Annotated in this window: 24 protein-coding genes; 16 read left to right on the top strand and 8 right to left on the bottom strand. The window is 69.2% G+C overall.

From position 1 onward, the window contains the following. Nucleotides 1-63 precede the first annotated feature (63 nt). Nucleotides 64-939 (bottom strand): succinate--CoA ligase subunit alpha, encoded by an 876-nt coding sequence (sucD, locus tag ACTMTI_RS00795; protein WP_441117499.1) that lies wholly within the window; start codon nt 937-939, stop codon nt 64-66. Nucleotides 940-942: 3 nt separating this feature from the next. Beyond that, complete coding sequence (sucC, locus tag ACTMTI_RS00790) at nt 943-2,124, bottom strand: ADP-forming succinate--CoA ligase subunit beta (RefSeq protein ID WP_441117498.1); 1,182 nt, start codon at nt 2,122-2,124, stop codon at nt 943-945. 275 nt (nt 2,125-2,399) lie between these two features. Between sucC and ACTMTI_RS00785 the strand changes: the two genes are divergently transcribed. Beyond that, nucleotides 2,400-3,212, top strand: a complete 813-nt coding sequence (locus ACTMTI_RS00785) for a hypothetical protein (RefSeq protein ID WP_441117497.1) — start codon at nt 2,400-2,402, stop codon at nt 3,210-3,212. Nucleotides 3,213-3,420: 208 nt separating this feature from the next. Here the strand turns inward: ACTMTI_RS00785 and galE are convergent, their stop codons facing one another. After that, nucleotides 3,421-4,398 (bottom strand): UDP-glucose 4-epimerase GalE, encoded by a 978-nt coding sequence (gene galE / locus ACTMTI_RS00780; RefSeq protein ID WP_441117496.1) that lies wholly within the window; start codon nt 4,396-4,398, stop codon nt 3,421-3,423. A gap of 239 nt (nt 4,399-4,637) precedes the next feature. Here galE and ACTMTI_RS00775 point away from each other — a divergent pair, with 239 nt between their 5' ends. From ACTMTI_RS00775 to ACTMTI_RS00750, 6 genes are all read left to right on the top strand, one after another. Next, nucleotides 4,638-6,038, top strand: coding sequence for a glutamate--cysteine ligase (locus ACTMTI_RS00775; protein ID WP_441117494.1), 1,401 nt, complete (start codon nt 4,638-4,640; stop codon nt 6,036-6,038). After that, the gene (locus ACTMTI_RS00770; protein WP_441117493.1) at nt 6,038-6,679 is read left to right on the top strand and encodes a neutral zinc metallopeptidase; all 642 of its coding nucleotides are present in this window, start codon (nt 6,038-6,040) and stop codon (nt 6,677-6,679) included. The genes ACTMTI_RS00775 and ACTMTI_RS00770 overlap by 1 nt, the downstream gene beginning before the upstream one ends. A 66-nt stretch (nt 6,680-6,745) precedes the next feature. Further along, nucleotides 6,746-7,003 (top strand): WhiB family transcriptional regulator, encoded by a 258-nt coding sequence (locus ACTMTI_RS00765; protein ID WP_441117491.1) that lies wholly within the window; start codon nt 6,746-6,748, stop codon nt 7,001-7,003. Nucleotides 7,004-7,120: 117 nt separating this feature from the next. Beyond that, on the top strand, nt 7,121-7,804 hold the full coding sequence (locus tag ACTMTI_RS00760) for a lysostaphin resistance A-like protein (RefSeq protein ID WP_441117490.1): 684 nt from the start codon (nt 7,121-7,123) through the stop codon (nt 7,802-7,804). 242 nt (nt 7,805-8,046) lie between these two features. After that, nucleotides 8,047-8,271, top strand: coding sequence for a type II toxin-antitoxin system VapB family antitoxin (locus tag ACTMTI_RS00755; RefSeq protein WP_441117489.1), 225 nt, complete (start codon nt 8,047-8,049; stop codon nt 8,269-8,271). Continuing rightward, nucleotides 8,253-8,681: a PIN domain nuclease gene (locus ACTMTI_RS00750; RefSeq protein ID WP_441117488.1), complete on the top strand. Its 429-nt coding sequence runs from the start codon at nt 8,253-8,255 to the stop codon at nt 8,679-8,681. The genes ACTMTI_RS00755 and ACTMTI_RS00750 overlap by 19 nt, the downstream gene beginning before the upstream one ends. Nucleotides 8,682-8,687: 6 nt before the next feature. Here the strand turns inward: ACTMTI_RS00750 and ACTMTI_RS00745 are convergent, their stop codons facing one another. Continuing rightward, on the bottom strand, nt 8,688-9,407 hold the full coding sequence (locus ACTMTI_RS00745) for a PIG-L deacetylase family protein (RefSeq protein ID WP_441117486.1): 720 nt from the start codon (nt 9,405-9,407) through the stop codon (nt 8,688-8,690). 96 nt (nt 9,408-9,503) lie between these two features. Between ACTMTI_RS00745 and pcrA the strand changes: the two genes are divergently transcribed. Next, nucleotides 9,504-11,765, top strand: coding sequence for a DNA helicase PcrA (gene pcrA, locus ACTMTI_RS00740; RefSeq protein ID WP_441117485.1), 2,262 nt, complete (start codon nt 9,504-9,506; stop codon nt 11,763-11,765). A gap of 47 nt (nt 11,766-11,812) precedes the next feature. On the opposite strand, the gene ACTMTI_RS00735 is transcribed toward pcrA, so the two are convergent. The 3 genes from ACTMTI_RS00735 to ACTMTI_RS00725 form a co-directional block, all read right to left on the bottom strand. Next, nucleotides 11,813-12,778 (bottom strand): L,D-transpeptidase, encoded by a 966-nt coding sequence (locus tag ACTMTI_RS00735; RefSeq protein ID WP_441117484.1) that lies wholly within the window; start codon nt 12,776-12,778, stop codon nt 11,813-11,815. A 119-nt stretch (nt 12,779-12,897) separates the two neighbouring features. Next, a complete protein-coding gene (locus ACTMTI_RS00730; protein WP_441117483.1) occupies nt 12,898-13,530 on the bottom strand; it encodes a response regulator in 633 nt (210 codons plus the stop codon). Further along, nucleotides 13,527-14,735 (bottom strand): ATP-binding protein, encoded by a 1,209-nt coding sequence (locus ACTMTI_RS00725; protein WP_441117482.1) that lies wholly within the window; start codon nt 14,733-14,735, stop codon nt 13,527-13,529. Before ACTMTI_RS00725 ends, ACTMTI_RS00730 begins: the two co-directional genes overlap by 4 nt. A gap of 113 nt (nt 14,736-14,848) precedes the next feature. Here ACTMTI_RS00725 and ACTMTI_RS00720 point away from each other — a divergent pair, with 113 nt between their 5' ends. The 8 genes from ACTMTI_RS00720 (at nt 14,849) to ACTMTI_RS00685 (ending at nt 24,946) form a co-directional block, all read left to right on the top strand. Then, nucleotides 14,849-16,444 carry a PspC domain-containing protein gene (locus ACTMTI_RS00720; RefSeq protein WP_441117481.1) on the top strand — a complete coding sequence of 532 codons (1,596 nt, stop codon included), beginning with the start codon at nt 14,849-14,851 and terminating at the stop codon, nt 16,442-16,444. Continuing rightward, complete coding sequence (locus ACTMTI_RS00715; protein WP_441117480.1) at nt 16,434-16,637, top strand: hypothetical protein; 204 nt, start codon at nt 16,434-16,436, stop codon at nt 16,635-16,637. Before ACTMTI_RS00720 ends, ACTMTI_RS00715 begins: the two co-directional genes overlap by 11 nt. Before the next feature lie 71 nt (nt 16,638-16,708). Beyond that, nucleotides 16,709-17,191: a (2Fe-2S)-binding protein gene (locus tag ACTMTI_RS00710; RefSeq protein ID WP_441117479.1), complete on the top strand. Its 483-nt coding sequence runs from the start codon at nt 16,709-16,711 to the stop codon at nt 17,189-17,191. After that, entirely contained in the window at nt 17,188-19,536 is a 2,349-nt protein-coding gene (locus ACTMTI_RS00705; protein WP_441117478.1) for a xanthine dehydrogenase family protein molybdopterin-binding subunit, read from the top strand. The genes ACTMTI_RS00710 and ACTMTI_RS00705 overlap by 4 nt, the downstream gene beginning before the upstream one ends. Continuing rightward, the gene (locus ACTMTI_RS00700; protein ID WP_441117477.1) at nt 19,533-20,387 is read left to right on the top strand and encodes an FAD binding domain-containing protein; all 855 of its coding nucleotides are present in this window, start codon (nt 19,533-19,535) and stop codon (nt 20,385-20,387) included. The genes ACTMTI_RS00705 and ACTMTI_RS00700 overlap by 4 nt, the downstream gene beginning before the upstream one ends. Nucleotides 20,388-20,461: 74 nt before the next feature. Further along, complete coding sequence (locus ACTMTI_RS00695) at nt 20,462-21,163, top strand: SRPBCC family protein (RefSeq protein WP_441117476.1); 702 nt, start codon at nt 20,462-20,464, stop codon at nt 21,161-21,163. A 91-nt stretch (nt 21,164-21,254) separates the two neighbouring features. Further along, nucleotides 21,255-23,885, top strand: coding sequence for a bifunctional glycosyltransferase/CDP-glycerol:glycerophosphate glycerophosphotransferase (locus ACTMTI_RS00690; protein ID WP_441117475.1), 2,631 nt, complete (start codon nt 21,255-21,257; stop codon nt 23,883-23,885). After that, entirely contained in the window at nt 23,882-24,946 is a 1,065-nt protein-coding gene (locus tag ACTMTI_RS00685) for a glycosyltransferase (RefSeq protein ID WP_441117473.1), read from the top strand. The genes ACTMTI_RS00690 and ACTMTI_RS00685 overlap by 4 nt, the downstream gene beginning before the upstream one ends. On the opposite strand, the gene ACTMTI_RS00680 is transcribed toward ACTMTI_RS00685, so the two are convergent. Further along, nucleotides 24,943-25,983 carry a sulfotransferase family protein gene (locus tag ACTMTI_RS00680; RefSeq protein WP_441117472.1) on the bottom strand — a complete coding sequence of 347 codons (1,041 nt, stop codon included), beginning with the start codon at nt 25,981-25,983 and terminating at the stop codon, nt 24,943-24,945. The genes ACTMTI_RS00685 and ACTMTI_RS00680 overlap by 4 nt on opposite strands. Nucleotides 25,984-25,992: the final 9 nt, after the last annotated feature.

Below are 25,992 nucleotides of genomic sequence, written 5' to 3'. Positions count from 1 at the left end.
TCGCCCCGCCCATGGGAAAGCCCCGTGCGGTGAGAACCGCACGGGGCCATTCCGGGAAAGCGGCTAGCGGGACTGCATGATCTCGCGCATCAGGCGAGCCGTCTCCGAGGGGGTCTTGCCGACGCGGACGCCGACCTTCTCCAGGGCCTCCTTCTTGGCCTGGGCGGTGCCGGCCGAGCCGGAGACGATGGCGCCGGCGTGGCCCATCGTCTTGCCCTCGGGAGCCGTGAAGCCGGCCACATAGGCGACCACGGGCTTGGTGACGTGCTGCTCGATGAAAGCCGCGGCGCGCTCCTCGGCGTCGCCGCCGATCTCACCGATCATCACGATCGCGTCGGTGCCCGGGTCCGCCTGGAACGCCTGGAGGGCATCGATGTGCGTGGTGCCGATGACGGGGTCGCCGCCGATGCCCACCGCGGTCGAGAAACCGAAGTCGCGCAGCTCGTACATCAGCTGGTAGGTCAGCGTGCCCGACTTCGAGACCAGGCCGATGCGGCCGGCGGTGGTGATGTCGGCCGGGATGATGCCCGCGTTGGAAGCGCCGGGGGAGGCGATGCCGGGGCAGTTGGGACCGATGATGCGGGTCTTGTTGCCCTTGGCCACCGCGTACGCCCAGAACTCGGTGCTGTCGTGCACCGGCACACCCTCGGTGATCACCACGCAGAGCGGCATCTCGGCGTCGATGGCCTCCTTGACCGCGTCCTTGGTGAACGCCGGGGGCACGAACACGACCGACACGTCCGCGCCGGTCTGCTCCATGGCCTCCTTGACCGTGCCGAACACGGGCAGGCCCTCGTGAACGGTGCCGGCCTTGCGGGCGTTGACGCCGCCGACGACGTTGGCGCCGGAGGCGAGCATGCGGCGGGTGTGCTTGGTGCCCTCACCACCGGTCATGCCCTGAACAATGATCTTGCTGTTCTCGGTCAGCCAGATAGCCATGACTTACACACCTACCGCAGCGAGCTCGGCGGCCCGCTTGGCCGCGTCGTCCATCGTGTCTACCAGCTCGACCCGCGGGAGTGCGGCGTCGGCCAGGATCTGCCGCCCGAGCAGGGCGTTGTTGCCGTCGAGGCGGACCACCAGCGGGTGGGTCACGGCCTCGCCGCGGCTCTCCAGCAGCTTGAACGCCGAGACGATGCCGTTGGCGACGGCGTCGCAGGCGGTGATGCCGCCGAAGACGTTCACAAAGATCGACTTCACGGCGGGGTCGGAGAGAATGATCTCCAGGCCCGCGGCCATGACCTCGGCCGAGGCGCCGCCGCCGATGTCGAGGAAGTTGGCGGGGGACGGCTTGCCGGGGACCGCCTCACCGGCGTAGGCCACGACGTCGAGCGTGGACATGACCAGGCCCGCGCCGTTGCCGATGATGCCGACGCTGCCGTCGAGCTTGACGTAGTTGAGGTCCTTTTCCTTGGCCTTGGCCTCGAGCGGGTCCTCGGCGGCCTTGTCGGCCAGCGCCTCGTGGTCCGGCTGGCGGAAGGAGGCGTTTTCGTCGAGCGTGACCTTGCCGTCGAGGGCCTTGACCTGGCCGTCCGCCGACAGGATCATCGGGTTGACCTCGACGAGCGTGGCGTCCTCGTCGACGAAGCAGCACCAGAGCTTCTCGATGAGTTCGGCGGCGCCGTCGAGCGCCTTCTCCGGCAGGCCGCCGGCCACCGCGATCTCGCGGGCCTTGGCCTTGTCGATGCCGTCCAGCGCCGAGACCGGCACCTTGGCGACCTTCTCGGGCGTGCTGTGGGCGACCTCTTCGATGTCCATGCCGCCGGCGGCGGAACAGATCGCGAGGAACGTACGGTTGGCGCGGTCGAGCAGGAAGGAAAAGTAGTATTCCTCCGCGATCGCGCTGGCCTCCTCCACGAGCACCTTGTGGACCGTGTGGCCCTTGATGTCCATGCCGAGGATGGCGGTGGCCTTCTCGACGGCGTCGGTGGCGTCGTCCGCCACCTTCACGCCCCCGGCCTTGCCGCGGCCACCGGTCTTGACCTGGGCCTTGACGACAACGCGGCCGGTCAGCTCCGTGGCGGCCGCCCGCACCTCCTCCACGGTGTGGGCGACGATGCCGCGTGGCACCGGGATGCCGTAGTCAGCGAAGAGTTCCTTCGCCTGATGTTCGAACAGGTCCACGAGGGTCCGTCCTTGCTTATCCGACTGATGTTCGACGGCCCGGGCAACCCCGTGCGTGCCGGGCGTTTCCGCCAGTGAAGCCTAGCCCCAAGCTTGACCTCCCCAGGTCATCGGGGTCACGGTTCTTCCGCTATGTGACGGTCATCTCACTTCTCGACGACGTCCCCTGCACGGAAATTGCACCAATTAGACGTCGTACTACCCGACTCTCGATATACGGTCGTGATCTTCAATTGGCAGGCTTGCTCCCCCTCCTTTTATGTCGAAGGAAACCTATGAAGCGAATTCTCGCGGGCTTGGCGCTGGCGTCGTCGGCCGCGCTCATGACCGGCCCGTCCGCCCAGGCCGCGCCCGTGGATCCGGTAAAGGCGCTGAAGAAGCAGTTCGTGGCCGGGCAGGGGGTGCGAGTCTCGGAAACGGCTCGCACACTGACGAGCGGGAAGACCACCTCGGTCATGAGAACGACCGGCGCCTTCGAGTTCGGCAAGCGAGGAGTCGTCGCCGCGGACCTGCGCAACCGCGTGAAGACCGGGGACGCCGAGCTCGCCGCGCTGCTGACGCCCCTGCGGACGATCACGGTGGGCGAGCACGCCTACGCCCAGGGCGGAGTGTTCAGCAAGGACCTGCCCGAGGGCAAGAAGTGGGTGCGCTACGCGAACGCGGGCAGCCCGCGCACCGGCAACCAGCCGCTCGACATCTTCGAGCCCAAGGTGCTGAAGGCGCTCGTCTCGCACGCCAAGAGCGTCAAGGGCGGAACGTACCGCGGCTCGGTCACCTTCGGCGATCTCGGCAAGATATACGGCGAGCGGATCGACAAAAGGCTGGCTAAGATCAACATCGGCTACGTGCTCGGCCTGAACTCCAAGGGGCTGGTCACGGAGATCCGCAGCGCATATTCGCTGGACTTCGGCATTCTCGGCAAGACCACCACCGTCGCGGAAACCCGTTACACGGGATGGGGCGCCAAGATCACGATCAAGGCCCCGCCCGCCGACGAGGTGGTCGACGTCAGCGACCTCGGCTCGGACACCGAGGTCCCGCAAGAGATCCCGGACGGCTCGCCGAACTCGTTCGGCAGGATGAAGTAGTCGTCCTCGGCTCCGCCGAGCCACGTAGGTCCTCGGCTCCGCCGAGCTGATCCACAAGGCCGCACTTTGACCTTGACGCACTGAGCAAGACCAGCTTCTCCCCCTCAATCCAATGGCGACCCTCTCCCGCCGCCTGGCGGGAGAGGGTTTTGTGGTAGCCGGTCGGTCCGGCACTCCGCGAAGCCGCGCCGGACCGGACTCGCAGCGGCTATCCGAGCCGGGAATCCCGCAGGCGTGCCCACTCGAGCGAGTGCCTGATCCCCTCCTCGACGGAGTAGCGGGCCTGCCAGTCGAGCAGGCGCCGGGCGCGGTCGCTGCGGGTATAGGCGCCGGCCACGTCGCCGGGGCGCGCGGCGGCCTCGACGACCTCGATCGGGCGGTCCACGACGCGGTTGAACGCCTCGGTCAGCTCGCGCACGGTGGTCCCGGCGCCGGTGCCCAAGTTGATCACGTCGGGCTCCAGCGCGTCGAAGCGGCGCAGCGCGGCCACATGGGCGGCGGCCAGGTCCCAGACGTGGACGTAGTCGCGGATGCCGGTGCCATCGCTGGTCGGGTAGTCGGTGCCGGTGATCTGGAAGGGCACGCGGTCCTCGTACGCCTCGATCATCTTGCCCAGGGCGTGGCTGGGGCGGCGCAGCTGCAGGCCCGTGCGCATCTTCGGGTCGGCGCCGATCGGGTTGAAGTAACGCAACGACAGGATCTTGATCGGGCGGGTGGCGGCGATGTCGGCGAACATGGCCTCGCACACCGCCTTGGTCCGCGCGTACGGGCTCTGCGGGTCGAGCGGGGAGTCCTCGTCCACCGTGTGGTCCGCGCCGGTTCGGTAAATGGAGGCGGACGAGCTGAAGATCATCCGAGAGCAGCCGTTGCGCAGCAGGTGGTCGACGAACTCGAGGCTCTTGGCGACGTTCGCGCGGTAGTAGCCGACGGGGTCGGCGACGGAGTCCGGCACGACGATGAGCGCCGCGCAGTGGATGACCGCCTCGATATCCGGATATTCAGCAAAAATCTTGTCAATCAGCGCGCCGTCGCTGATATCTCCCTCATAGAACACCCGCCCATCGGCGAACTCCCGCCTCCCGGTCACGAGACTGTCGAGGATCACGGGCGTGATCCCGGCATCCAGGCACGCCGACGCGACCGTGCTGCCGATATAACCCGCCCCGCCGCTAATCAATACACGCATCCCAGCACCCTAACTTCTGGGGCTGATGGCGGCTGAGCGCCGGCGCTGCAGGCCGGCTCCGTGGTCACGGCTGGGCGGGCTCCGCGTCTCACGGCAGGGCTGTGTCCTGGGAAAGTTTGCAGGTCGGGAGGCGTTTGGCCTGGTCTTTCGGGCGTTGGCGTGCGACATTTCGTGGTATGGGCAGGGACGTGCCGGTCGTTGTGTTCAGTCGCGATGATCGCCGGAAGTATCGGGAAAAGGTGCGACGGTGTCTCGACGTCTTCGCCCAGATGCTGCGCGAATCTCGCTTCGAACTCGAACGCCCGCTCGCCGGCCTGGAGATCGAGCTCAACATCGTGGACGCGTACGGCGAGGCCTGCATGCGCAACGCCGAGGTGCTCGCCGCGATCGAACAGCCTGACTGGGCCACGGAGCTGGGCCAGTTCAACGTCGAGATCAACGTCGCGCCCCAGGAGCTGAGCGGCGACGGCCCGCTCCGCCTGGAGAACGACGTCCGGGCAAGACTCAACCACGCCGAGGAACGCGCCCGCTCCCAGGGCGGCCACCTGGTCCTGACCGGCATCCTGCCCACGCTGCGCGAAGAGGACATCGGCGAGGGCACGCTCTCCGCGAACCCCCGCTACCGCCTGCTCAACGAGCAGATCTTCGCCGCCCGCGGCGAGGACCTGCACCTGTGCATCGAGGGCGTCGAACGCCTCGACACGCACGCCGACAGCCTCGCGCCCGAGGCCGCCTGCACGAGCGTGCAGCTCCACCTGCAGGTCAGCCCGGAGGCGTTCGCCGCGAATTGGAACGCCGCCCAGGTCATCGCGGGAGCGCAGGTCGCGGTCGCGGCCAACTCCCCTTACCTGTTCGGCAAGGAGCTGCACCGCGAGACCAGGATCGCGCTGTTCGAGCAGGCCACGGACACGCGACCGGACGAGTTGAAGGCGCAGGGCGTGCGGCCGCGCGTGTGGTTCGGCGAGCGGTGGATCACGAGCGTCTTCGACCTGTTCGAGGAGAACGTCAGCTACTACCCGGCCCTGCTCCCCCTCTGCGAGGACGAGGATCCGCGCGCCGAGCTCGAAGAGGGCCGCATCCCGCAGCTCCACGAGCTGACACTGCACAATGGCACGATCTACCGCTGGAACCGGCCCGTGTACGCGGTGGTGAACGGCGTTCCGCACCTGCGCGTGGAGAACCGCGTCCTGCCCGCCGGCCCCACGGTGGCCGACATCGCCGCGAACGCCGCCTTCTACTACGGTCTGATGCGCGTGCTGCCGTACGACGAGCGGCCGATCTGGAGCCGGATGTCGTTCCGCGCGGCGGAGGACAATCTCGGCGCCGCCGCCCGGCACGGCATCGACGCGCGGCTCTACTGGCCGGGGATGGGCGAGGTGCCCGCGGCCGAGCTGATCCTGCGCCGCCTGCTGCCCATCGCGCACGAAGGGCTCGCCGAATGGGGCGTCGACCGTCCCGTCGCCGACCGGCTGCTGGGCATCATCGAGGGCCGCTGCCTGGCAGGACGTACCGGGGCGAGCTGGCAGGTGGATCGCGTACGCGCCCAGGGAGGGGACCGGCACGAGGCGCTGCGGGCCATGACTCTGGAGTACATCGAGCGGATGCACAGCAACGACCCCGTGCACACATGGGACGTGTGATGCCCGGGTCCCGTCCGCTGATCGTCGTCCTGGCGCTGTTGCTCACCGCCTGCGGCGTCGCGCCCCAGCCGTCCATGGACACGGCGGAGCAGGACTCGTTCGAGGACGACGTCCGTACGGCGCGGACGCTGACGGAGCAGTTCTGGAAGCAGCAGTTCGACCGGCTGGGCCGCACTTATCGGCCCCTCTCCGACTTCATCCCCTACTCGGGGCGCTCGGGACCGGCCTGCGGCGATCGGCCATCCGCGCCGAACAACGCCTACTACTGCCCCAAGGGGCACTTCATCGCCTACGACCAGGACTGGATGGAGGCGTTGTGGAGCGAGATGGGCGACGGGTCAGTCTATCTGATCATTCCTCATGAGTTCGGGCATGCCGTGCAGGTCCAGCTTCGTACGGACTTGGAGCTGAACGTACGGATGGAGCTTCAAGCCGACTGCTACGCGGGCGGCACCCTGTCGGCCCTGGTCAACTCGGGTGCGCTGCGAGCCGAACCGGGCGACGACAGCGAACTGCTGCTCAGCCTGGCCGCCGCGGGCGATCCCACGGACGACTGGCTCGACCCGGCCGCCCACGGCACGGCGGAGCAGCGGCAGGCGTCGTTCGCCAAGGGGTACCGGAACGGGGTCGGCGCCTGCTGAGGATGTACGTCCCGATCAACCCAAAGGATGATGTGGTCGATCACGACCACGCCTTACCTTGGATCCATGCCATCGCAGGACATCGGCTGGCTGCGCAAGGGGGCGTGCAGATCCAGCGATCCTGACCTCTTCTTCCCTCCAGCCCCCTCGCCCCTGCAGGAGGCGCGGGCCAAAGCGGTCTGCGCCGGCTGCCAGGTCATGAAGGAGTGCCGAGCCTACGCATTACGCGCCGGCGAGGCAGAGGGCATCTGGGGCGGCCTCACACCCGAGGAACGCCGCCGCGCCCGCTTCCCCGAGGGCTGGCGCAACTCGGCCGCCTCCTGACGCCCTGGGCCGGCGCGCCACCGATCTCGGCGCGCCCCCGGCCAGTCCAAGGCTCAGGGGTTCAGATGTCGCGCGGAGCGGGCCGATACGGGCGGGTCGCGACGTAGCCTTGCAAGGGTGCTGCTCCGCTCGATCGCCATCCTCGCCGCCGCCAACATCATGAACAACAAGGTCGCCCCCCGCCTGGGCCCTTTAACGTCAGCCGCCGCGACGGCCGCTCTGGTGGCCATGGCCCGCAGGTCGGGCCTGTCGTGGGAGGAGCTCGGCTTCGAGCACGGCCGCCGCGGCGCGATCGCCGGGGGCGCGCTGGCGGCGGCGGTGGCCGCCGGCTACACGATCGGCATCTCCTGGGAGCGCACCAGGCCGCTCTTCCACGACGAGCGCGCCCTGTCGCTGTCGCGTGCCCGCGTCCTGGAGGAGGCCCTGCTCCAGGTCCCGATGGGCACGGTGCTGCTGGAAGAGGTGGGCTTCAGGGGCGCTCTCTACGCCATGCTGCGCCAGCGTCACGGCACGGTCGCCGCCACGTCGATCTCCTCGGCCCTGTTCGGCCTCTGGCACATCCTCCCGGCCATCGACATGGCCCGTGCCAACCCGGCGCTCGGCGCCCTGACCGCGGCCGAGTCCCCCAGCCACCTGGACACGGCCCGGGTGGTGGCGGGCAGCGTGGTGTCCACGGCGGCGGCCGGCGTGCTGTTCTGCGAGCTACGCCGCCGCAACGGTCTGGTGGCCCCGGCCATGCTGCACCTGGCCACCAACTCCCTGGGCTACCTCTTCGCCCGGATCGCCGCCAGACGAAAGTAAGCCGCCGCACGAGGGATCACACCGTTTCTCGCGGGTGGCGGCGCAGGTTGTGATCATTCCGGGGATGAAGGTTTTCGCCCGACGGATGAAGATCCTCCCCCGGACCCTGGGGCGCTCCCTGGCAGCCGACCTTGATGCTTTACCGTCTCCTGTGCGCACTCTTTGAAGTCATTCGACTTCGGAGAGTGTGTACATCAAGATCGAAGTTCTGATATCCGGTGGAGGCACGGAGGTGTTGTCGCATGCGTACGGTGATCGATATCGACAAGGAGCTCCTGGAAGCAGCCCAGCGGAAGCTGGGGACGCCGACCATGAAGGAAACGGTTCATGCCGCGCTCCAAGCCGTCGTCGACAGGGACGCGGAAAGGGCGAGCGCGATCGAAGCGTTCGAGTTCTGGCGTACGGAGGGGAGTCCGGACCTGCTGGATCCGGAGGTCATGAAGCATGCGTGGCGACGACAGGACTGATGTACCTTCTGGACAAGAGCGCGCTGGCCCGCATCCGCACCAGCGACGTCGTCGCCAAAGCCCTTCATCCGCTCTACGCGGCCCGGGTCGTGGCGACCTGTAGCGTCATCGACCTCGAGGTGTTCTACAGCGCTCGCGATCACGCCCACTATCAGCGCATCTTGCGTGCCCAGCGCCAGTGCATCATGCTCCCCGTCGATCAGGAGGTGCAGGCACGCGCCGTAGAGGTGCAGAAGCAGCTCATCGAGATCGCGCAACACCGCGGCATCGGGCCCAACGGTCTGCTGATCGCCGCCTGTGCCGAGGTGCACGGCGCGACGATCCTGCATTACGACCGCGACTTCGACATCATCTCCGACGTCACCGGGCAGCCCTCGCTCTGGGTGGTGCCGCCCGGTTCGGTGCCGTAAGCGTCCCTAGGCCGTGGGGACGACCTGGAAGGCCTCCGCGTAGCGGCCCTCGCCGAGACCGGCCTGCTGGGCCCAGGCGGCGAAGCGGCTCTTGACGAAATCGGCGAAACCCTCCACGTGCGCGACCTGGCTCACATGCGACTGCAAGGCCGCGAGCTTGCGGTCGATGGCTTCGGTGATGTCCACCCAGTGGTTGGGTGTCGAGCCGCCGTTCAGCCAGACCTCTCGCACCGTCCACGCTTCCAGCCCCTCCTGCTGCAGCAGTTCGGGGAAGGCGTAGGGGTTGCGGGCGTCCGGGTAGACCGCGTCGAGGGCGGCGCCGCCGACGGCGCGGTGGTCGGGGTGGCTGGGGGCGATGAACTGGTAGTTGCGGTCCGGGTGGTGGGTGATGACCAGCTCCGGTCTGACCTGGCGGATCACGCGGGCGATGTCGCGCCTGAGCTCCAGTGAGGGGACCACCTGCCCGTCCGCATAGCCGAGGAAGCGCACGTCCGTGACGCCGACGGCCTTGGCCGCGGCGCGTTGCTCGGTTCTGCGGAGCTCGGCCATGCCGGAATTGTCCAAGGTACGTTCGTTGCCACCCGCGTCACCGTCCGTGACCAGCAGGTAGGTGACCTCCACACCCTTGTCGACGAACAACGCCACGCTCCCCGCGGAGCCGAAATCGGCGTCATCAGGATGAGCGGTCACGACAAGTACCCGGTTGATCTCGCCTTCCGGCAGCATGGCTCCCCTTTCTTGACTCTTCATTGGTGGACAACCCGCACCCCGGCGATCGCATTCCGGGCGCCGGTTGTCGGTGGGGCGTCTTAACCTAGGTAGGTGCAGACCCAAGTCTCTGTTGACCACCCCTTGCTCGACGGTCTCAACCCGCAGCAGCGGGAGGCCGTGATCCATCACGGCAGTCCGCTGCTCATCGTGGCGGGGGCGGGGTCCGGGAAGACGCGGGTGCTCACCCACCGCATCGCCTACATGCTGGCCGAGCGCGACGTGCATCCGGGCGAGATCCTCGCCATCACCTTCACCAACAAGGCCGCGCGCGAGATGAAGGAGCGCATCGACAAGCTGGTCGGGCCGCGGTCCAAGGCCATGTGGGTGATGACGTTCCACAGCGCGTGCATGCGCATCCTGCGGCGCGAGGCCAAGCGGCTCGGGTTCCCGTCCAGCTTCTCGATCTACGACCAGGCCGACTCGCAGCGGCTCATGGCGATGGTCTGCAGGGAGATGGACCTCGATCCGAAGCGCTATCCGCCGCGGTCGTTCTCGGCGCAGGTCAGCAACTTCAAGAACGAGCTGATCGACTACGAGACGGCGATGGAGAAGGCCGGCTCGCATCTGGAGAAGACGCTCGCGCAGGCGTACAAGGCCTATCAGCTCAAGCTGACCGAGGCCGGGGCGATGGACTTCGACGACATCATCATGAACACGGTGACGTTGTTCCAGCTCTTCCCCGAGGTGGCCGAGCACTACCGGATGCGGTTCAGGCACGTGCTGGTGGACGAATATCAGGACACCAACCACGCCCAATACATCCTGATCCGGGAGCTGGTGGGGCATCCCGAGTTGCGCACGACCGACGGCGATCTCGTGCGGTCGGGGGCCGACCAGTCCGAGCTGTGCGTGGTGGGCGACGCCGACCAGTCGATCTACGCCTTCCGCGGCGCCACGATCCGCAACATCCTGGAGTTCGAGCGGGACTACCCGGACGCGCGGACCATCCTGCTGGAGCAGAACTACCGATCGACCCAGAACATCCTGGCCGCGGCCAATGCCGTGATCTCGCGCAACGAGTCGCGCAAGCCCAAGAACCTCTGGTCGGACCAGGGCGACGGTCCCAAGATCGTGGGATACGTCGCCGACAACGAGCACGACGAGGCCATGTTCGTGGCGCAGGAGGTCGACCGGCTCTGCGACGAGGACGGCGTCAAGCCGAGCGACGTGGCGATCTTCTACCGGACCAACGCCGCCTCCCGTGTGTTCGAGGAGATCTTCATTCGCACCGGACTGCCGTACAAAGTGGTCGGGGGCGTGCGCTTCTACGAGCGCAAGGAGGTCAAGGACCTGCTGGCCTACCTGCGCGTGCTGGCCAATCCGGCCGACGTGGTGTCGTTGCGGCGCATTCTCAACGTGCCCAAGCGCGGCATCGGCGAGCGCGCGGAGGCGATGATCGAGGCGCTGTCGTCGCGTGAGCGCATCCCATACTGGGAGGCGCTGCGCCGGGCCGATGAGGCCTATGGCATGGCGACGCGTTCGCTCAACGCAGTGCGCGAGTTCGTGGCGCTGATCGAGGAGCTGATCGGCAAGGGCGCGGGCATGCCGCCGTCGGCGCTGGCCGAGGAGGTGCTGGTGGCCACCGGCTATCGCGCCGAGCTGGAGGCGTCGGAGGATCCGCAGGACGAGTCCCGGCTGGAAAACCTCAACGAGCTCATCTCCGTGGCCTCGGAGTTCGAGGAGGCCAATCCGGAGGGGACGCTGGTGGAGTTCCTGGAGCAGGTGTCGCTGGTGGCCGACGCCGACCAGATCCCCGACGCGGACGGCGGGCAGGGGGTCGTCACGCTGATGACCCTGCACACGGCCAAGGGGCTGGAGTTCCCCGTCGTCTTCCTGACGGCCATGGAGGACGGGGTCTTCCCGCACATCCGGTCGCTGGGCGAGCCGAAGGAACTGGAGGAGGAGCGGCGGCTGGCCTACGTCGGGATCACCCGGGCGCAGCAGCGGCTCTACCTCACGCGGGCGGCCGTGCGCAGCTCGTGGGGGTCGCCGTCGTTCAATCCGGCCTCGCGCTTCGTCAGCGAGGTGCCGGGCAAGCTCATCGAATGGCGCACCGATCCGGAGAAGTCGGCCTGGAGCGCGGCCACCCGGCGAGAGCCCGCCGCCCGGCCCGCGCCGGCGAAGAGCGGCGGTGCGGGCGGGCGCACGATGCCCACGTTGACGCCTGGGGACCGGGTCTCGCACGACGCGTTCGGGCTGGGCACGGTGGTGTCCGTGGACGGGGTGGCGGAGAAGACCAAGGTCAAGGTCGACTTCGGCAGCGGCGGGGAGAAGACGCTGCTGCTGGCGTACGCGCCGCTCGAGAAGCTGTGAGGCACGCCTAGGCTGCGGCGGGCGTCCCCCGCCGCAGCGGCCGGCCCTTACAGCGCGCTGCCCTTCTTCCACTGGGTCCAGTTGAGCTGCCAGTAGCTCCAGCCGTTGTCCCACTGCAGCTTGCGCTTCGTGCCGGTGATCTTGACGACGTCACCGCGCTGGGCGATCGTGTAGAACCACTTGGCGCCGGCCGGGGTGGCGCGGACGCAGCCGTGGCTCTGGTTCGACCGGCCCAGATACTGGTAGTAGCCGGCGCTCTGGTGGACGTACTCGCCGCTGGCGGAGATGCGCACCGCCCACGGGATCTCCTCCTTGTAGTAGCGCGGGTCCTTCGGGTCCGTCACGCCGAGCCAGGAGGAGGTCATGGTCTCGACGGCCTTCTTGCCCATCGTGAGGTGCACGCCGCTCGTGGTCAGGTAGACGTCCACGCCGTTCTTGATCAGCCCGCCCCTGCCTGCGCTGATCGGGATCTTCTTGGCCAGCTTGCCGTTGCGGTAGACCTTCATCGTGTGCTTGCGGGTGTCCACCAGCGAGATGTTCTGGGCGCCCACGGCGAAGCGGCGGGAGACGTCCTTGGCGCCCTTGTTGCCGGGGAGCTCGGACAGCCGCGCGGTGAAGAGCACCTTCTGGTACGGCTTCCAGTACGTCTTCGTCCGGTAGATGATCTTGCGGGGCGACACCCAGCGCCAGGCGCCCTCGACCGGCTTCTCCGCCTCCACCTCTAGCAGCGCCTCGACGGCCGCCTTGTCTTTGACGTCGCGGTCGAAGGTGACGATGATCGGGAAACCGACGCCGACCTTCTCGGTCTTCTCCCCCATGGGAGTGATGTCGGCGATGCCGAGCTTGATCTTCTTCGCCGGAGCCGTGGCGCCGACGCGGGCGGCGGCGGCAGGAGCGGCGGCGTGTTGAGAGGCCGCGGCTCGCGGGGCGGGGACGGGTACGCTTTCCGCCGCACAGGCCGTCACGGTGACCAGTGCGACCAAGGCGGGCAGCATCCGGGGGACGCGGTTCAAAGGTGTTACTCCTGGACTAATATGCTTCGATCCACCTCCTTGTGTGACACCTGAAACTCCTGTTTCGTAGCCGAAAACGGATAACTATCCTGTAACGGTCCAAACGCGGCCGTACCGGCCTAGACCAGGCGGCGCGCAGTGGCCCAGCGGGACAGCTCGTGACGGTTGGAGAGCTGCAGCTTGCGCAGCACCGACGACACGTGGGTCTCCACGGTCTTGACCGAGATGAACAGCTCCTTGGCGATCTCCTTGTACGCGTACCCGCGCGCGATCAGCCGCAGCACCTCGCGCTCGCGCTGCGTCAGCGAGTCGAGCTCGGGGTCGATCGACGGCGCCTCCGACGAGGCGAACGCGTCCAGCACGAACCCCGCCAGCCGCGGCGAGAAGACCGCGTCCCCGTCGGCCACCCGGCGGATGGCGTCGGTCAGCTCCTTGCCGCTGATGTTCTTGGTGACGTAGCCGCGGGCACCGCCCCTGATCACGCCGATGACGTCCTCGGCGGCGTCGGAGACCGACAGGGCGAGGAAGCGCACCTGGGAGCCCGAGCCGAGGACACGGCGCAGCACCTCCTGGCCGCCACCGCCCGGCATGTGCACGTCCAGCAGCACGACATCGGGCTGGTGCTCGGCGATCGCCTTGACGGCCGACTCCACGTCCTCGGCCTCGCCCACCACCTCGATCGCCTCGCCCAGCTCGGCGCGCACGCCGGACCGGAACAACCGGTGATCGTCGACGATCAACACGCGCGTCATGCTTTCTCCACCTTCATCGTCAACATCACCTCTGTGCCCTCGCCGGGCTCGGTGCGTACCCTGGCCGCGCCTCCGTGACGTTCCATTCTCCCGATGATGGACTCCCTGATCCCCATCCGGTCGAGCGGGACCGCCTCCAGATCGAAGCCCTTGCCCCGATCCTTCACGAAAATCGTGATCTCTTCACCCTCTACTTCTGCATACACGGAAATAGATGGACTTTCAGAGTATTTGGCGGCGTTGACCATCGCCTGCCTGGCCGCCTTCAACGTGGCCGCCAGTTTGCCCGCCGGGTCGATCGCGATGTCGCCGACGCAGACGACCTCGATGGGTACGCCGTGCGCGTCCTCCTCCTCGGCCGCGATCCTGCGTACGGCGGCCGCCAGCGTGGCGTCGGCGTCCTGCGCGGGCTGGTAGAGCCAGTTGCGCAGCTCGCGCTCCTGGGAGCGGGCCAGCCGGGTGACCTCGCGCGGATCGTGGGCCACGCGCTGGATGAGCGTGAGCGTGTGCAGCACCGAGTCGTGCACCATGGCGGCGACCTCGGCGCGCTCCTCCTGCCTGATGCGCTCGCGCCGCTCCAGCTGCAGTTCCTTCCACAGGCCCGCGAGCCACGGCGCGGCGATGACCGCCAGACCGCCGACGACCACGACCGTGAACAGCAGCCCCGGCCTGGCCTGGGCCAGCTCTCCCTCCGAATACAGGAAGCCGGCCGCGCCGATCACGACGAGCACCACGCCGAGCACCGTGCGTACCCGGTTCTTCCTGATGCTGAGCGCCGCCCCGCTCATCCAGTTTCTGCGGCGTTCCGGATCGGCCTGCTGCCAGAGGATCAGCGCGCCGATCCCGCCCACCGCGAACGGCAGCATGCCGATCCCGCCCTGGGAGGCCCTCGTGAGCCAGCTGAACGCGGACAGCGCCACCCCGATCGCGGTGAACGCCGCGAGCTGGCTCCAGTCCCGCTGCGGTGGCTGCCCCTCGTACGGCTGCCGCGGCGTGATCATCCACAGCACCGCGTACGCCACCATGCCGGCCCCGTCGACGATGCTGAGCAGCACGAACATCAGCCTGATCACCACGGGATCAAGCGAGAGCTGCGTGGCCAGCCCCTGGGCCACGCCGCCGAGCAAGCGGCCCTCCATGGGGCGCATCATCCGCCGATAAGGCGTGTCGCCACTGGGCTCGGCAAGTGTCTTCTGGTCAGCCATAACATGGCCATAGTCACACGTCGCGGGCACCGCGGGCATCAGGGAACAACCCCCGGGTCGGGTCAGGGGTGTCCCGGATGCGAGCACAACGCGCGTGGGTCCACGATGGTTGCATGGCAGAAGCTCCGCCCAGGCAACCCACCACTCCCCCGAAGGTGCTGAGACGCAGCAGCGAGGGACGCTTCCTCATGGGAGTGTGCGCGGGCCTCGGGCGGTATACCGGCATCGACCCCGTGGTGTTCCGCGTGGCCTTCGCGGTGCTGCTGCTCGGCTCGGGCGTCGGCCTGTTCCTCTATCTCGCGGCGTTCCTGCTGATGAAGGAGCCGAACGGCGGGCCGGGCATCATCGAGCAGTGGACCCGCCGCGACTTCGACGGCGAGACCGTGATGGCGCTGCTCACGGCGGTGCTGGCGTTCGGGCTCGCGATCAACCTGGCCTCGGTCTGGATCGACACGGGCACGCTCGTGGTGGGCATGTTCCTCGCGGTGGCGCTGCTGGCGGCGCACTCCAGCGGGGTGGATCTGCTCGGGCTGGCCCGGTCGATGCCGCAAAGGCTCAACCGGCGGCGCACCGCGGAGCAGGCCGCGCCGTCCTACGCCCCCCCGGACGTGACTCCCCCGGTGCGACCCACGCCCACCCCGACGGTGCCGCCCGCTGCTTCGCCGCGGCCCGCGCCCACCGCCCGCCCGGCGCCCACCGTCCCGCCCGCGGCTGAAGCGGACCGGACCGCGCACGCCGAAGCGGTGCCGGCCGTCGAAACGCCTGCTGAGGGGGTGTCGGCCGGCGAAACGCCTGCTGAGGCGGCCACGGCCGATGAAGCCACCCGGGCCGGCGAGGCAACGGCTCCCGCCGAGGAGGAGTGGGCGGCGCGTGCCTCGGATGACGCGGTGACCGCCGAGCACCCCGTCCCGCCGCACCAGCCGGCCGCCTACCGCCCGCAGCCCAAGACCGCCGTCGACTACACCAGCTACGGCGCGCCTTTCGCGCCCAAGGGTCCCTACCAGCCGCTCGACCCGGCCAAGCGCGGGACGGGCCAGGCGCCGTACGACCCCGGACTGTACGGCCGCCCGCTCCCGAGGAGGGAGCGCAAGCAGCGGCCGAAGTCGGTCATCGGCGTCATCACCATCCTGCTGACACTCATCATTGGAGGGATCGTCGTGGCGGTCCAAGCCAGGTCGGCCGCCGGACTGAGCCCGACCATCGTCGGCGGCGCGATGCTCATCACCATCGGCGCCGGCCTGCTGGTCGCGGCCTGGTGGGGACGCGGCGCCGGGCTGGTGGCCGCCGGCACCGCGGTCGCGCTGATCGTGAGCATGGCGTTGATGCTGGGCGGCCTGCCGAAGAAGATCGGGCCGTCCGAGTGGGCGCCGACCACGCTCGCAGAGGTGAGCCGCCTCTACGACGTCGGCATCGGAGATGGCACGCTGGACCTGTCGGAGCTGAAGCTGGCGCCGGGGACGACGGCGACGGTGAACGCCGCGGTGTCGTTCGGCGAACTGGAGGTGATCGTGCCGCCCACGGCCAAGGTGGAGGTGCACGCCGTGAACAAGGTCGGCGACATCGAGGTCGGCCAGTCGATCAGGGGCGGCGTGGACATCCGCTTCGACAAGGTGCTCGAGCCCGAGACGAAACCGAAGGGCGAGGTCTCCACGATCGTGCTCAATCTGCGGGGCGGAATGGGGGACATGGTGGTGCGCCGTGCCGCGTGAGGTCGAGCGGCCCAGGCAGCTCCACAAGACCGACTGGATGGCCCTGCTCAGTGGCATGCTGTTCGTCGTCCTGGGCATTTTGCTGGTGACAGGCGCGATCAGGGATTGGCTGGTCCTGATCAGCGTCATGGTGCTGGGACTGGCTTTCGCAGGGCTTGTGGCGATCATCGCCAAGGCGGTCCGTCATAACTAACCCTTGACCGGGATAAACACCGGCGTAGGTTCGGGTATGTCCGCCTTTCCCCTGGTTCTGAGGGAGGACGCATGCCCCGAATCACCGTCACCGTCGACGGAGTCAAGTACGAGGAAGACGTCGAGCCGCGACTCCTGCTCGTCCACCTACTACGAGAACGACTGGGGAAGACCGGCACCCCTGTCGGCTGCGACACCAGCAACTGCGGCGCCTGCACGGTCATGCTGGACGGCAAGAGCGTGAAGAGCTGCTCCGTGCTGGCGGTGCAGGCCGACGGCTGCGATGTCGTCACCATCGAGGGCCTGGGCGTCAACGGGTCGATGCACCCGATGCAGCAGGCCTTCCACGAAGAGCACGCGCTGCAGTGCGGCTACTGCACGCCGGGCATGGTCATGGCCGCGATCGACCTGCTCCGGGAGGATCCCGAGCCGTCGGAGGAGACGATCAGGCAGGGCCTGGAGGGCAACCTCTGCCGGTGCACCGGCTACTGCAACATCGTCCGCGCCGTACGCAGGGGCGCCCAGGAGATGGGTCAGGCGGTGACCACGCCATGACGATGCAAGAGGTGGGCCGGCCGAGGAAGCGCAAGGAGGACACCAGACTCCTGACGGGGCGCACGCAGTGGACGGACAATCTCTCGCGCCCGGGCACGCTGCACGTGATGTTCCTGCGCAGCCCGATGGCGCACGCCAGGATCACCAAGGTCGACGTCACGGGGGCGCGCGGCCTGCCGGGGGTCGTGGCGGCGTTCAGCGGCCAGGATTTCGCCGCCGAGCAGGGCAGCCTGCCGTGCGCGTGGCCGGTGAGCGAGGACGTCGTCATCCCCGACCACCCGCCGATGGCCGTGTCCGAGGTGCGGTACGTCGGCGAGGCCGTGGCCTGTGTGATCGCGACCGACCGCTACCGGGCGGCCGACGCCCTGGAGGCCATCGAGATCGACTACGAGCCGCTGCCGCCGGTGCTCGACATGAACGCGGCCCTGGCGGCCGACAGCCCGAAGGTGCACGAGCCGGGCAACAAGGCGTTCTCGACGAAGAGCACCACGGGTGACATCGAGGCCGCGTTCAGGGACGCTCCCATCGTCATCGACCGGACCTACCGCCAGCAGCGACTCATCCCGAGCGCGATGGAGCCGCGGGCGGTCCTGGCCGACACCGACGGCGAGACGTTCACGATCTGGTCGGCCACCCAGATCCCGCACATCCTGCGGGTCATGCTGGCGGTGGTGACCGGCATCCCCGAGCACCGGCTCCGCGTGATCGCGCCCGACGTGGGCGGCGGGTTCGGCTCGAAGCTGCAGGTCACCGCGGAGGAGGTGCTCTGCCTGCTGCTCGCCCGCAAGCTGGGCAAGCCGGTCAAGTGGACCGAGTCCCGCTCCGAGGGCAACCTGACCGTGCACCACGGCCGCGACCAGATCCAGCACCTCCGGCTGGCCGCCGACGCCGACGGGCGCATCCGCGGTCTGCAGGTGGACCTGCTGGCCGACATGGGCGCCTACCTGATGCTGGTCACGCCGGGGATTCCGCTGCTCGGCGCGCAGATGTTCAACGCCATCTACAAGATGGACGCGTACGAGTTCGCCTGCACCGGCGTGTTCACCACCAAGATGCCCACCGACGCCTACCGCGGCGCGGGCCGCCCCGAGGCGACGTTCGGCATCGAGCGGATGATGGACGAGCTGGCCGCCGAGCTGCGCATGGACCCGCTGGAGGTACGCAGGCGCAACTGGATCAAGCATGAGGACTTCCCGTACACCACGATCTCGGGGCTGACCTACGACTCGGGCAACTACGAGGCGGCGACCGACAAGGCGACCTCGATGTTCGGCTACGACAAGCTGCGGGCCGAACAGGCCGACCGGCGGGACAGGGGCGACCCGGTGCAGCTGGGGATCGGCATCAGCACGTTCACGGAGATGTGCGGCCTGGCGCCGTCCAGACTGCTCGGCGAGGCCAACTACGCCGCGGGCGGCTGGGAGCACGGCTCGGTGCGGATGCTGCCGACGGGCAAGGTCGAGGTCATCACCGGCAGTTCCCCGCACGGGCAGGGTCACGTGACGTCGTGGAGCCAGATCGTGGCCGACGCGCTCGGCGTGCCGTTCGAGGACGTCACGGTGCTGCACGGTGACACGGCGATCTCCCACAAGGGCATGGACACCTACGGCTCACGATCGCTGGTCGTGGGCGGCATGGCCGTGCTGAAGGCGTGCGACAAGGTCAAGGACAAGGCCCGCAGGCTGGCCGCGCACGTGCTCGAATGCTCGCCCGACGACCTGGAGTTCGACGCCGGGGCGTTCAAGGTGCGCGGCACGGACTCGCAGAAGACCATCCAGGAGCTGGCCTACGCCGCGTTCACGGCGCACGACCTGCCGGACGGGGTGGAGGCCAGGCTGGACTCCGACGCCACGTTCGACCCGGAGAACTACTCCTTCCCGCACGGCACCCACCTGTGCGCGGTGGAGGTGGACACCGAGACGGGCATGGTGAAGATCCGCTCGTACGTGGCGGTCGACGACGTCGGCAAGGTGATCAACCCGCTGATCGTCGAGGGCCAGGTGCACGGCGGCATCGCGCAGGGCATCGGGCAGGCGCTGTTCGAGGAGGCCGTCTACGACTCCGAGGGCAACCTGCTGACCACCACGATGGCCGACTACCTGCTGCCGTCGGCGGCGGACCTGCCGGCGTTCACCCTCGGCAGGACCGAGTCCCCGGCGACCAGCAACCCGCTCGGGGTCAAGGGCGTCGGCGAGGCCGGGACGATCGCCTCGACTCCGGCCGTCGTGAACGCCATCGTGGACGCCCTGCGCCCGTTCGGCATCCACGACGTCGAGATGCCCTGCACGCCCGAGCGCGTCTGGCGGGCCCTCAAGGAACGGGCGCAGGAAGGAGTGCGGCAATGATTCCCGCGCAGTTCGAGTACGTGCGCCCGGACTCGCTCGCCGAGGCCAGCCAGGCGCTCGCGGCGGACGAGGACGCCAAGGTCCTGGCCGGCGGGCAGTCGCTGCTGCCGCTGCTGCGGCTGCGGCTGGCGTACCCGTCGAAGCTGGTCGACGTCGGCCGGCTGGCGGACCTCAAGGGCGTGCACGATCGTGGCGATCATGTGTACATCGGCGCGATGGCCACGCACGACGAGGTCATGCGCTCGCCCGTGGTGACCGCCGGCTGCCCGCTGGTGGCGCTGGCCACCGCCCAGGTGGCGGATCCGGCGATCAGGCACCGGGGCACGTTCGGCGGCTCGCTGGCGCACTCGGACCCGGCGGGCGACCTGCCTGCCGTGGTGCTGGCCCTCGACGGCGTGTTCGTGGCCAGGTCGGCGCAGGGCGAGCGGGAGATCGCGGCCGCCGAGTTCTTCGTCGACTACCTGGAGTCGTCGCTGGCGCCCGGCGAGATCCTGGCCGGGGTGAAGATCCCGAAGCTCGGCCCGGGGTGGGGCTTCCACTACGAGAAGTTCCACAGGACGGCGCAGTCGTGGGCCATCGTCGGCGTGGCCGCGGCGGTCAAGCGCTCCAACGGCGCGATCGCCGAAGCCAGGATCGGGCTGACGAACATGGGCCCGACGCCGCTGCGGGCCCGTGCGGCCGAGTCCGCCCTGCAGGGCATGGCGCTCGGCGATCAGCTGCGGCAGGCGTGCGAGGAGGCGGCGGCGGACACCTCGCCGCCGGCCGACCTGCACGCCCAGCCGGACTATCGCCGGCACCTGGCCAGGGTCCTGACCCACCGTGCGGTACGCACCGCCGCCGGCGCGCACTGACACAAGGGGGGCGCCTCTTCCAGGGCGCCCCCGCCCCGACGTAGTGTCGCAACATCGGCAGAAGGAGCGGATCGATGGCGATGCGGTTCGAGCACGAGTTCACTGTTCCAGTTCCGATCGAGCAGGCCTGGGCGGTGCTGCTCGATGTCGAACGGGTCGCGCCGTGCCTGCCCGGGGCGACACTTGACACTTTCGAGGGCGACGAGTTCACCGGCAGGATGAAGGTCAAGGTCGGCCCGATCACGGTGACCTATCGCGGCTCGGCCAGGTTCGACGACGTGGACAAGGACGCCCACGCGCTCACGATCCAGGCGTCGGGCAAGGAGGCCAGGGGCACCGGCACGGCTTCGGCCACGGTCAAGGCCCGCATGGCGCCGCGAGAGGGGGCCACGGCGGTGTTCGTCGAGACGACGTTCAACGTGACCGGGCGGCCCGCGCAGTTCGGGCGGGGCGTGATGGCCGAGGTCGGCGCGAAGCTGATCGACAAGTTCGCCGGCAACCTCGCCGAGCTGCTCTCCGAGTCCACCGTCGAGCCCGCCCCGGCCCAACTGCAGGGACCGCCGCTGGAGGAGGAGCGGCACCTGGCCGCGGTGCCCACGCCGGAGCAGGACGTACGTCCGGCGGGCACGACGCGCACCTCGCGTACGCCGGACGAGGAGGCGCTTGACCTGCTGGAGATCGCCGGTCAGCCGGTGCTGAAGCGGCTGGCGCCGATCGCGGGCGTGGTCGCGGCGCTGCTGGTCATCGCCTGGGTGATTCGACGGCTTATGCGCTGACTTTTCGGCAAACACTCACTCAAGTCCGGACACTTCCCCCTGGCTGGGGGAAGTTGCCCCGCACGTCATTGCACCAGCGGGGGGACTTGGGATGCCGGACTACACCGTTGTCGTGATCTCGTACAACGACGCGGCCCGCCTGCCCAGGGCCGTGCGTTCCGTGCTCCGCCAGTCGCTGCGCGACCTCGAGGTGATCATCGTGGACGACGCCAGCACGGACGGCACGCCGGAGGTGGCCGCCCGGCTGATGGAGGCCGATCCGCGGGTCCGCTACCTGCGCAGGGAGACCAACAGCGGGGGCTGCGGGGCGCCCAGGAACGACGGGATCGACGCGGTGGCGGCGCCGTACGTCATGTTCCTCGACAGCGACGACGAGCTGCCCAGGCACTCGTGCAAGAGCCTGCTCACCGAGATCGAGCGGACCGGGGCCGACTTCGTGTCGGGGCAGATCTCGCGGCTGTTCGAGTCGAACGGGCGGCTGCAGCCGTACTATCCGTCACTGTTCGCCCGGCGGCGGGTGGTCGAGGGGATCCGCGAGGAGCCGGAGCTGTTCCTGGACTGCTTCAGCACCAACAAGCTCTACGCCGTGGACCGGCTGCGGGAGTGGGGGCTGCGCTTCCCCGAGGACATCCACTACGAGGACCACGTCTTCGCGGCCGGGTTGTACGCGAGGTCGCGCAGGTTTGCGGTCGTGCCATGGGTGGTCTACCACTGGCGCCGGGCACGGACGGACGGCTCGATCTCGCTGAGCATCGGCGACATGGAGAACGTGCGGCAGCGGGTCATCGCGGCCAGGATGAGCGACAGCGTCCTGCGCGCGCACGGGGCCGAGGATCTGGTGCCGCACCGGCAGCGCCGGTTCCCGCTGCAGGACCTGCGGGTTTACCTCAATCCGCTGCCCGCGCGGGATCTGGTGTGGGTCAAGGAGTTCGCCTCGGTCGTGCGGCCGTATCTCGAGGAGATCCCGGCCGAGGTGCTCGACGCTCTGGAGCCGCTGGAGCGGGTCTGCTGCCGGCTCATCCTCGACGACCGGGCCGAGGACCTGCGGATCGCGGCGGGCTCGCTGACCGGGCCACGGGCCGCGCCGCGGGCCGCCGTGCGGCGCGGCGGGCGTACGTACTGGGGGACCTCGGTCTCGCCGGGCCTGGACATCACCCGGCTGCGGCTCGCCGAGCTGCCCTTCTCGGCCTCCAGGCTGCGGCACGAGGCGTCGGAGCTCACCTCGGACGGCGAGCGGGTGCGGATGACCGTGCGCACGTACGATCCGTTCGGCGCGTTGCCGCCGGACTGGACGGCGTTCCTGCAGCTCGGCGCCGAGAGGATCCCGATCAGCCCGGAGCCGTCCGGCGACGGCGGGTACGTCAGTCACCTCCTCTTCACGCCTTCCGGCAAGTGCGATCCGCGCATCGGCTTCACCAGGACCAGCGACGGGCACACCACGACCGACCGGATCATCGCCGATCCGCATACCGAGGCGATCGAGCTACCGGGGTGCCGGCTGCAGGTCGAGGGCTACGCCGCGTACCTGTGCGTGCGGCCCGACCCCAGCCCGCAGGAGGTGTGGCGGCGGGTGAGGCGAGCGCTGCTGCGCCGGTTCAACACGCCGCGGAACAAGCTGCGGGCGTACAAGGTGCTGATCAAGGTCTTGCCGCGGCGCGGGAACCTGGCGTTGTTCGAGTCCGACGTCGGCAACAGCTACGGCGGCAGCCCGCGGGCCGTCTACGAGGAGCTGCGGCGGCGCGCGCTGCCGATCGAGGTGGTCTGGTCGGCGGCCAAGGGGCGCGGCGACTTCCCCTCGGACGTGCGGCTCGTCCGCCGGGGAAGCTGGCGCTACCTCTGGACGATGGCGCGGGCCGGGTACTGGGTGGACAGCCACGGGTTCCCGCTGGACTATCCGAAGCCGCGCGGCACCCGGTATCTGCAGACCTGGCACGGGCAGGGCATCAAGTCGATCGGATTCGACGCGCCCGACCTGCGGGCCGACTTCGACCGGCCGCGGGCCCAGTGGCGGGCGGCGGTGGCGCGGTGGGACGCGCTGGTGTCGCCGAGCGCGGAGTTCTCGCGGATCTTCGTGCCGTCCAACGGGTACACGGGCACGGTCTACCGGTACGGGACGCCGCGCTGCGACGCGCTGGTCAGGGGCGAGGCGACCGGAGATGTGCGGAAGCGGCTGGAGATTTCGTCGGGGCAAAAAATCCTGCTTTATGCGCCTACTTACCGCGATCGGGTGAAGGGCAGCGGCCAGTCCGTACGGGTGGATCTGGAGCTGATGGCCGACGAGCTGGCCGACGAATGGGTGGTCGTCCTGCGTACGCATCCGGTCGAGCGCTACAGCACGCCCGAGCACCTGAGGCACTTCGTCCGGCCGGCCGGGTCCTATCCCGAGATCAACGACCTGATGCTGGCCTCGGACGCGCTGCTGACGGACTACTCATCGGTGATGTGCGACTACGCGATCACGGGGAAGCCGATGGTGTTCTTCATCGACGACTGGGACGACTACCGGCTGTCGGAGCGCGGCGTCCACCACGATCTGCCGGCCATCGCGCCCGGTCCGTGCGTCACGACGAGCGCGGAACTGGTGGCCGTGATCAGAAGGCTGCCCGAGGTCCACGCGTCCTTCGCCGACCGGTACACCGCCTTCCGCGAGCTGTGGTGCGCCGACGAGCGCGGGGACGCGGCCGCCCGCATCGTGGCCGATTTCTTTGGGGATGTGCGGTGAGCGTGGTCTTCGCCTGCCTGGACGCCGACACACTGGGCGGCACCCAGCAGGTGACGCACACGCTCGCCCAGGGGCTGGCCGGGCGCGGGCACGAGGTGCACGTGATCGGGCTGCACCGCTCCCCCGCGCCATTCCGGTATGTCGATCGGCCGCTCTACTTCCGGCACGTGATCAGCCGGGCGCCCATGGACTCGCCGGGCCGGATCGCCCGCCTGCGGGCCGACCGGAAGCTGCGGGAGCTGCTCCGGGCGATCAGGCCGGGGTACGCGGTCCTGACCTCACCCTCGGTGGTGGCCCGGCTGTCGGGGCTGCTGCCTGCGGATTTCCGGTCGATCGGGCAGTACCACGGCTCGTACGACCACGCCCGCGGCTGCTGGCACCTCGGCTCGATCCGGAGGCACTACCCCCAGCTCGACCAGGCGGTCTTCCTCAGCGACGACGACGCCTGGCGCTTCTCCGAGCACGCGCTGCTGCCCAACGCCTGGACGCTGCCGAACCCGCTGGCCACCTGGCCGGGCGAGGTGTCCACGCTCGATTCGCCCCGGGTGCTGGGCGTGGGCCGGCTGGAGGGGGTCAAGCGGTTCGACCGGCTGATCAGCGCGTTCGCCCGGTCGGGCGCGCCGCCGTGGTGGGAGCTGCACCTGATCGGCGACGGCGCCGAGCGGGATCGGCTGCGCGAGCACGCGGCCGGGGAGGGCGTCGGCGACCGCGTGGTGTTCAGGGGGCTGGTGCCGGCCGCGCGGATGACCGCCGAATACCTGAACGCCGCGCTGCTGGGGCTGACCAGCGAGCACGAGGGCCTGCCGATCGTGCTGCTGGAGGCGGGCGCGCACGGGGTGCCGGCGGTGGCGTTCGACGTGTCGGGCGGCGTGCGGTCCACCGGTTCCGTGCTGGTGCCGCCGGGCGATGTGGGGGCCTTCGGGGCGGAGCTGGCCCGGCTCATCGGCTCGCTGGAGGAGCGGCGGCGCCTCGGAGCCGAAGCCCGGGCACGGGCCGAGGCGTTCCGCCTCGACCACGTGCTGGACCGCTGGGAGTCGCTGTTCGCCCACATCGAGCGCTAGACGGCCGGTTCGGTCACCTCGGTGCGCTGGCGCGGAACGCCCGCCAGGGAGCGCTGGCGCGAGGTCAGCATCGCGGCCACCGGGCTCGGCTCGCGCAGCCGGTTGAAGCGGTCGCGCATGTGCTTGCGCATGCGGCTGGCCCGGCGCTTCTGCATCGTCCGCTGGCATTTCAGCACGTGCTCCTTGGACGGCTTGGGTGCGCCGCTCAGCTCGTACCCCATGGACTCCAGGCGGTCGCCGAGCATGTGCTCACACAGCGCGATCTCCCAGTCGTCCAGCCGGTTCGCCCAGCTCCCCACGCGGGTGCGGATGACCTCGCCGTGCGTGTTGCTGTGCCAGACCTTGTGGGACGGCACCGCCACGCTGGCCGCCTCGCGCGGGGAGACCATCGCCGGGGAGAAGTCCTCCTCCAGGAAGTGGCAGAGCTTCTTCAGCTCGGTCATCGGGTCGTCGGTGAGGTCCTCGTAGCGCAGCTCGTAGTACGTGTCCTCGGGCAGCGTGCGCCGCAGCCGGCCGCCCGCGTCGATGGCCTCGGCCCAGGTGGAGACGGCGTGGAAGGAGTCCAGGTTGTACCAGGGCATCTCCTTCAGCGAGGACACGCAGTCACGGCCGTCCCTGATCAGGTGGATGAACTGGGCGTCGGGGAACAGCCTGAGCAGCATGTCCACCTGCTTGACGTAGCTGGGCCGCTTGTCGCCCCAGCGGCTCTTGTCGAAGCGGTCGGCGTACATGCGGAAGGCCGTGCCGATCACCGAGCCCAGCGAGCCGGGGCCCTCCACGGCCTGCCGGACGAACTCGTCCTTGTCGATCTTGAGCTCGCGGAACTTCGTGCTGCGGTCGGTGGCGATCCACTGCGCCAGGGCCCGGCGGCGGTGGGTGACCCGCAGGTCGCCCCACGAGCGGCGGCGGTAATAAGCGGGAACGAGGAAGCGCGTCTCGGGCGGCACCGCCATGCGCGGGTGCGAGTGGAGCATGAGCTGGAGCATCGTGGTGCCGGAGCGCGGACATCCGATGACAAAGACTGGCCGGTCGGACATTTCGTACTA

This window comes from Nonomuraea sp. H19 (genome assembly GCF_052068215.1).
GTDB lineage: Bacteria > Actinomycetota > Actinomycetes > Streptosporangiales > Streptosporangiaceae > Nonomuraea.
Note: the sequence above shows the minus strand (reverse complement) of the source record. Positions and strands in the feature narration are given on the sequence as shown.

Bases quoted from the DNA above. Each gene is read 5' to 3' on its own strand.
- ACTMTI_RS00770 (WP_441117493.1), top strand. From the start codon at position 6,038: ATGCCCGGGTCCCGTCCGCTGATCGTCGTCCTGGCGCTGTTGCTCACC.
- ACTMTI_RS00680 (WP_441117472.1), bottom strand. From the start codon at position 25,983: ATGTCCGACCGGCCAGTCTTTGTCATCGGATGTCCGCGCTCCGGCACC.
- sucD (WP_441117499.1), bottom strand. From the start codon at position 939: ATGGCTATCTGGCTGACCGAGAACAGCAAGATCATTGTTCAGGGCATG.
- ACTMTI_RS00765 (WP_441117491.1), top strand. From the start codon at position 6,746: ATGCCATCGCAGGACATCGGCTGGCTGCGCAAGGGGGCGTGCAGATCC.
- ACTMTI_RS00730 (WP_441117483.1), bottom strand. From the start codon at position 13,530: ATGACGCGCGTGTTGATCGTCGACGATCACCGGTTGTTCCGGTCCGGC.
- ACTMTI_RS00700 (WP_441117477.1), top strand. From the start codon at position 19,533: ATGATTCCCGCGCAGTTCGAGTACGTGCGCCCGGACTCGCTCGCCGAG.
- ACTMTI_RS00720 (WP_441117481.1), top strand. From the start codon at position 14,849: ATGGCAGAAGCTCCGCCCAGGCAACCCACCACTCCCCCGAAGGTGCTG.
- ACTMTI_RS00755 (WP_441117489.1), top strand. From the start codon at position 8,047: ATGCGTACGGTGATCGATATCGACAAGGAGCTCCTGGAAGCAGCCCAG.
- ACTMTI_RS00745 (WP_441117486.1), bottom strand. From the start codon at position 9,407: ATGCTGCCGGAAGGCGAGATCAACCGGGTACTTGTCGTGACCGCTCAT.
- galE (WP_441117496.1), bottom strand. From the start codon at position 4,398: ATGCGTGTATTGATTAGCGGCGGGGCGGGTTATATCGGCAGCACGGTC.
- ACTMTI_RS00710 (WP_441117479.1), top strand. From the start codon at position 16,709: ATGCCCCGAATCACCGTCACCGTCGACGGAGTCAAGTACGAGGAAGAC.
- ACTMTI_RS00785 (WP_441117497.1), top strand. From the start codon at position 2,400: ATGAAGCGAATTCTCGCGGGCTTGGCGCTGGCGTCGTCGGCCGCGCTC.
- ACTMTI_RS00690 (WP_441117475.1), top strand. From the start codon at position 21,255: ATGCCGGACTACACCGTTGTCGTGATCTCGTACAACGACGCGGCCCGC.
- ACTMTI_RS00705 (WP_441117478.1), top strand. From the start codon at position 17,188: ATGACGATGCAAGAGGTGGGCCGGCCGAGGAAGCGCAAGGAGGACACC.
- ACTMTI_RS00725 (WP_441117482.1), bottom strand. From the start codon at position 14,735: ATGGCTGACCAGAAGACACTTGCCGAGCCCAGTGGCGACACGCCTTAT.
- ACTMTI_RS00695 (WP_441117476.1), top strand. From the start codon at position 20,462: ATGGCGATGCGGTTCGAGCACGAGTTCACTGTTCCAGTTCCGATCGAG.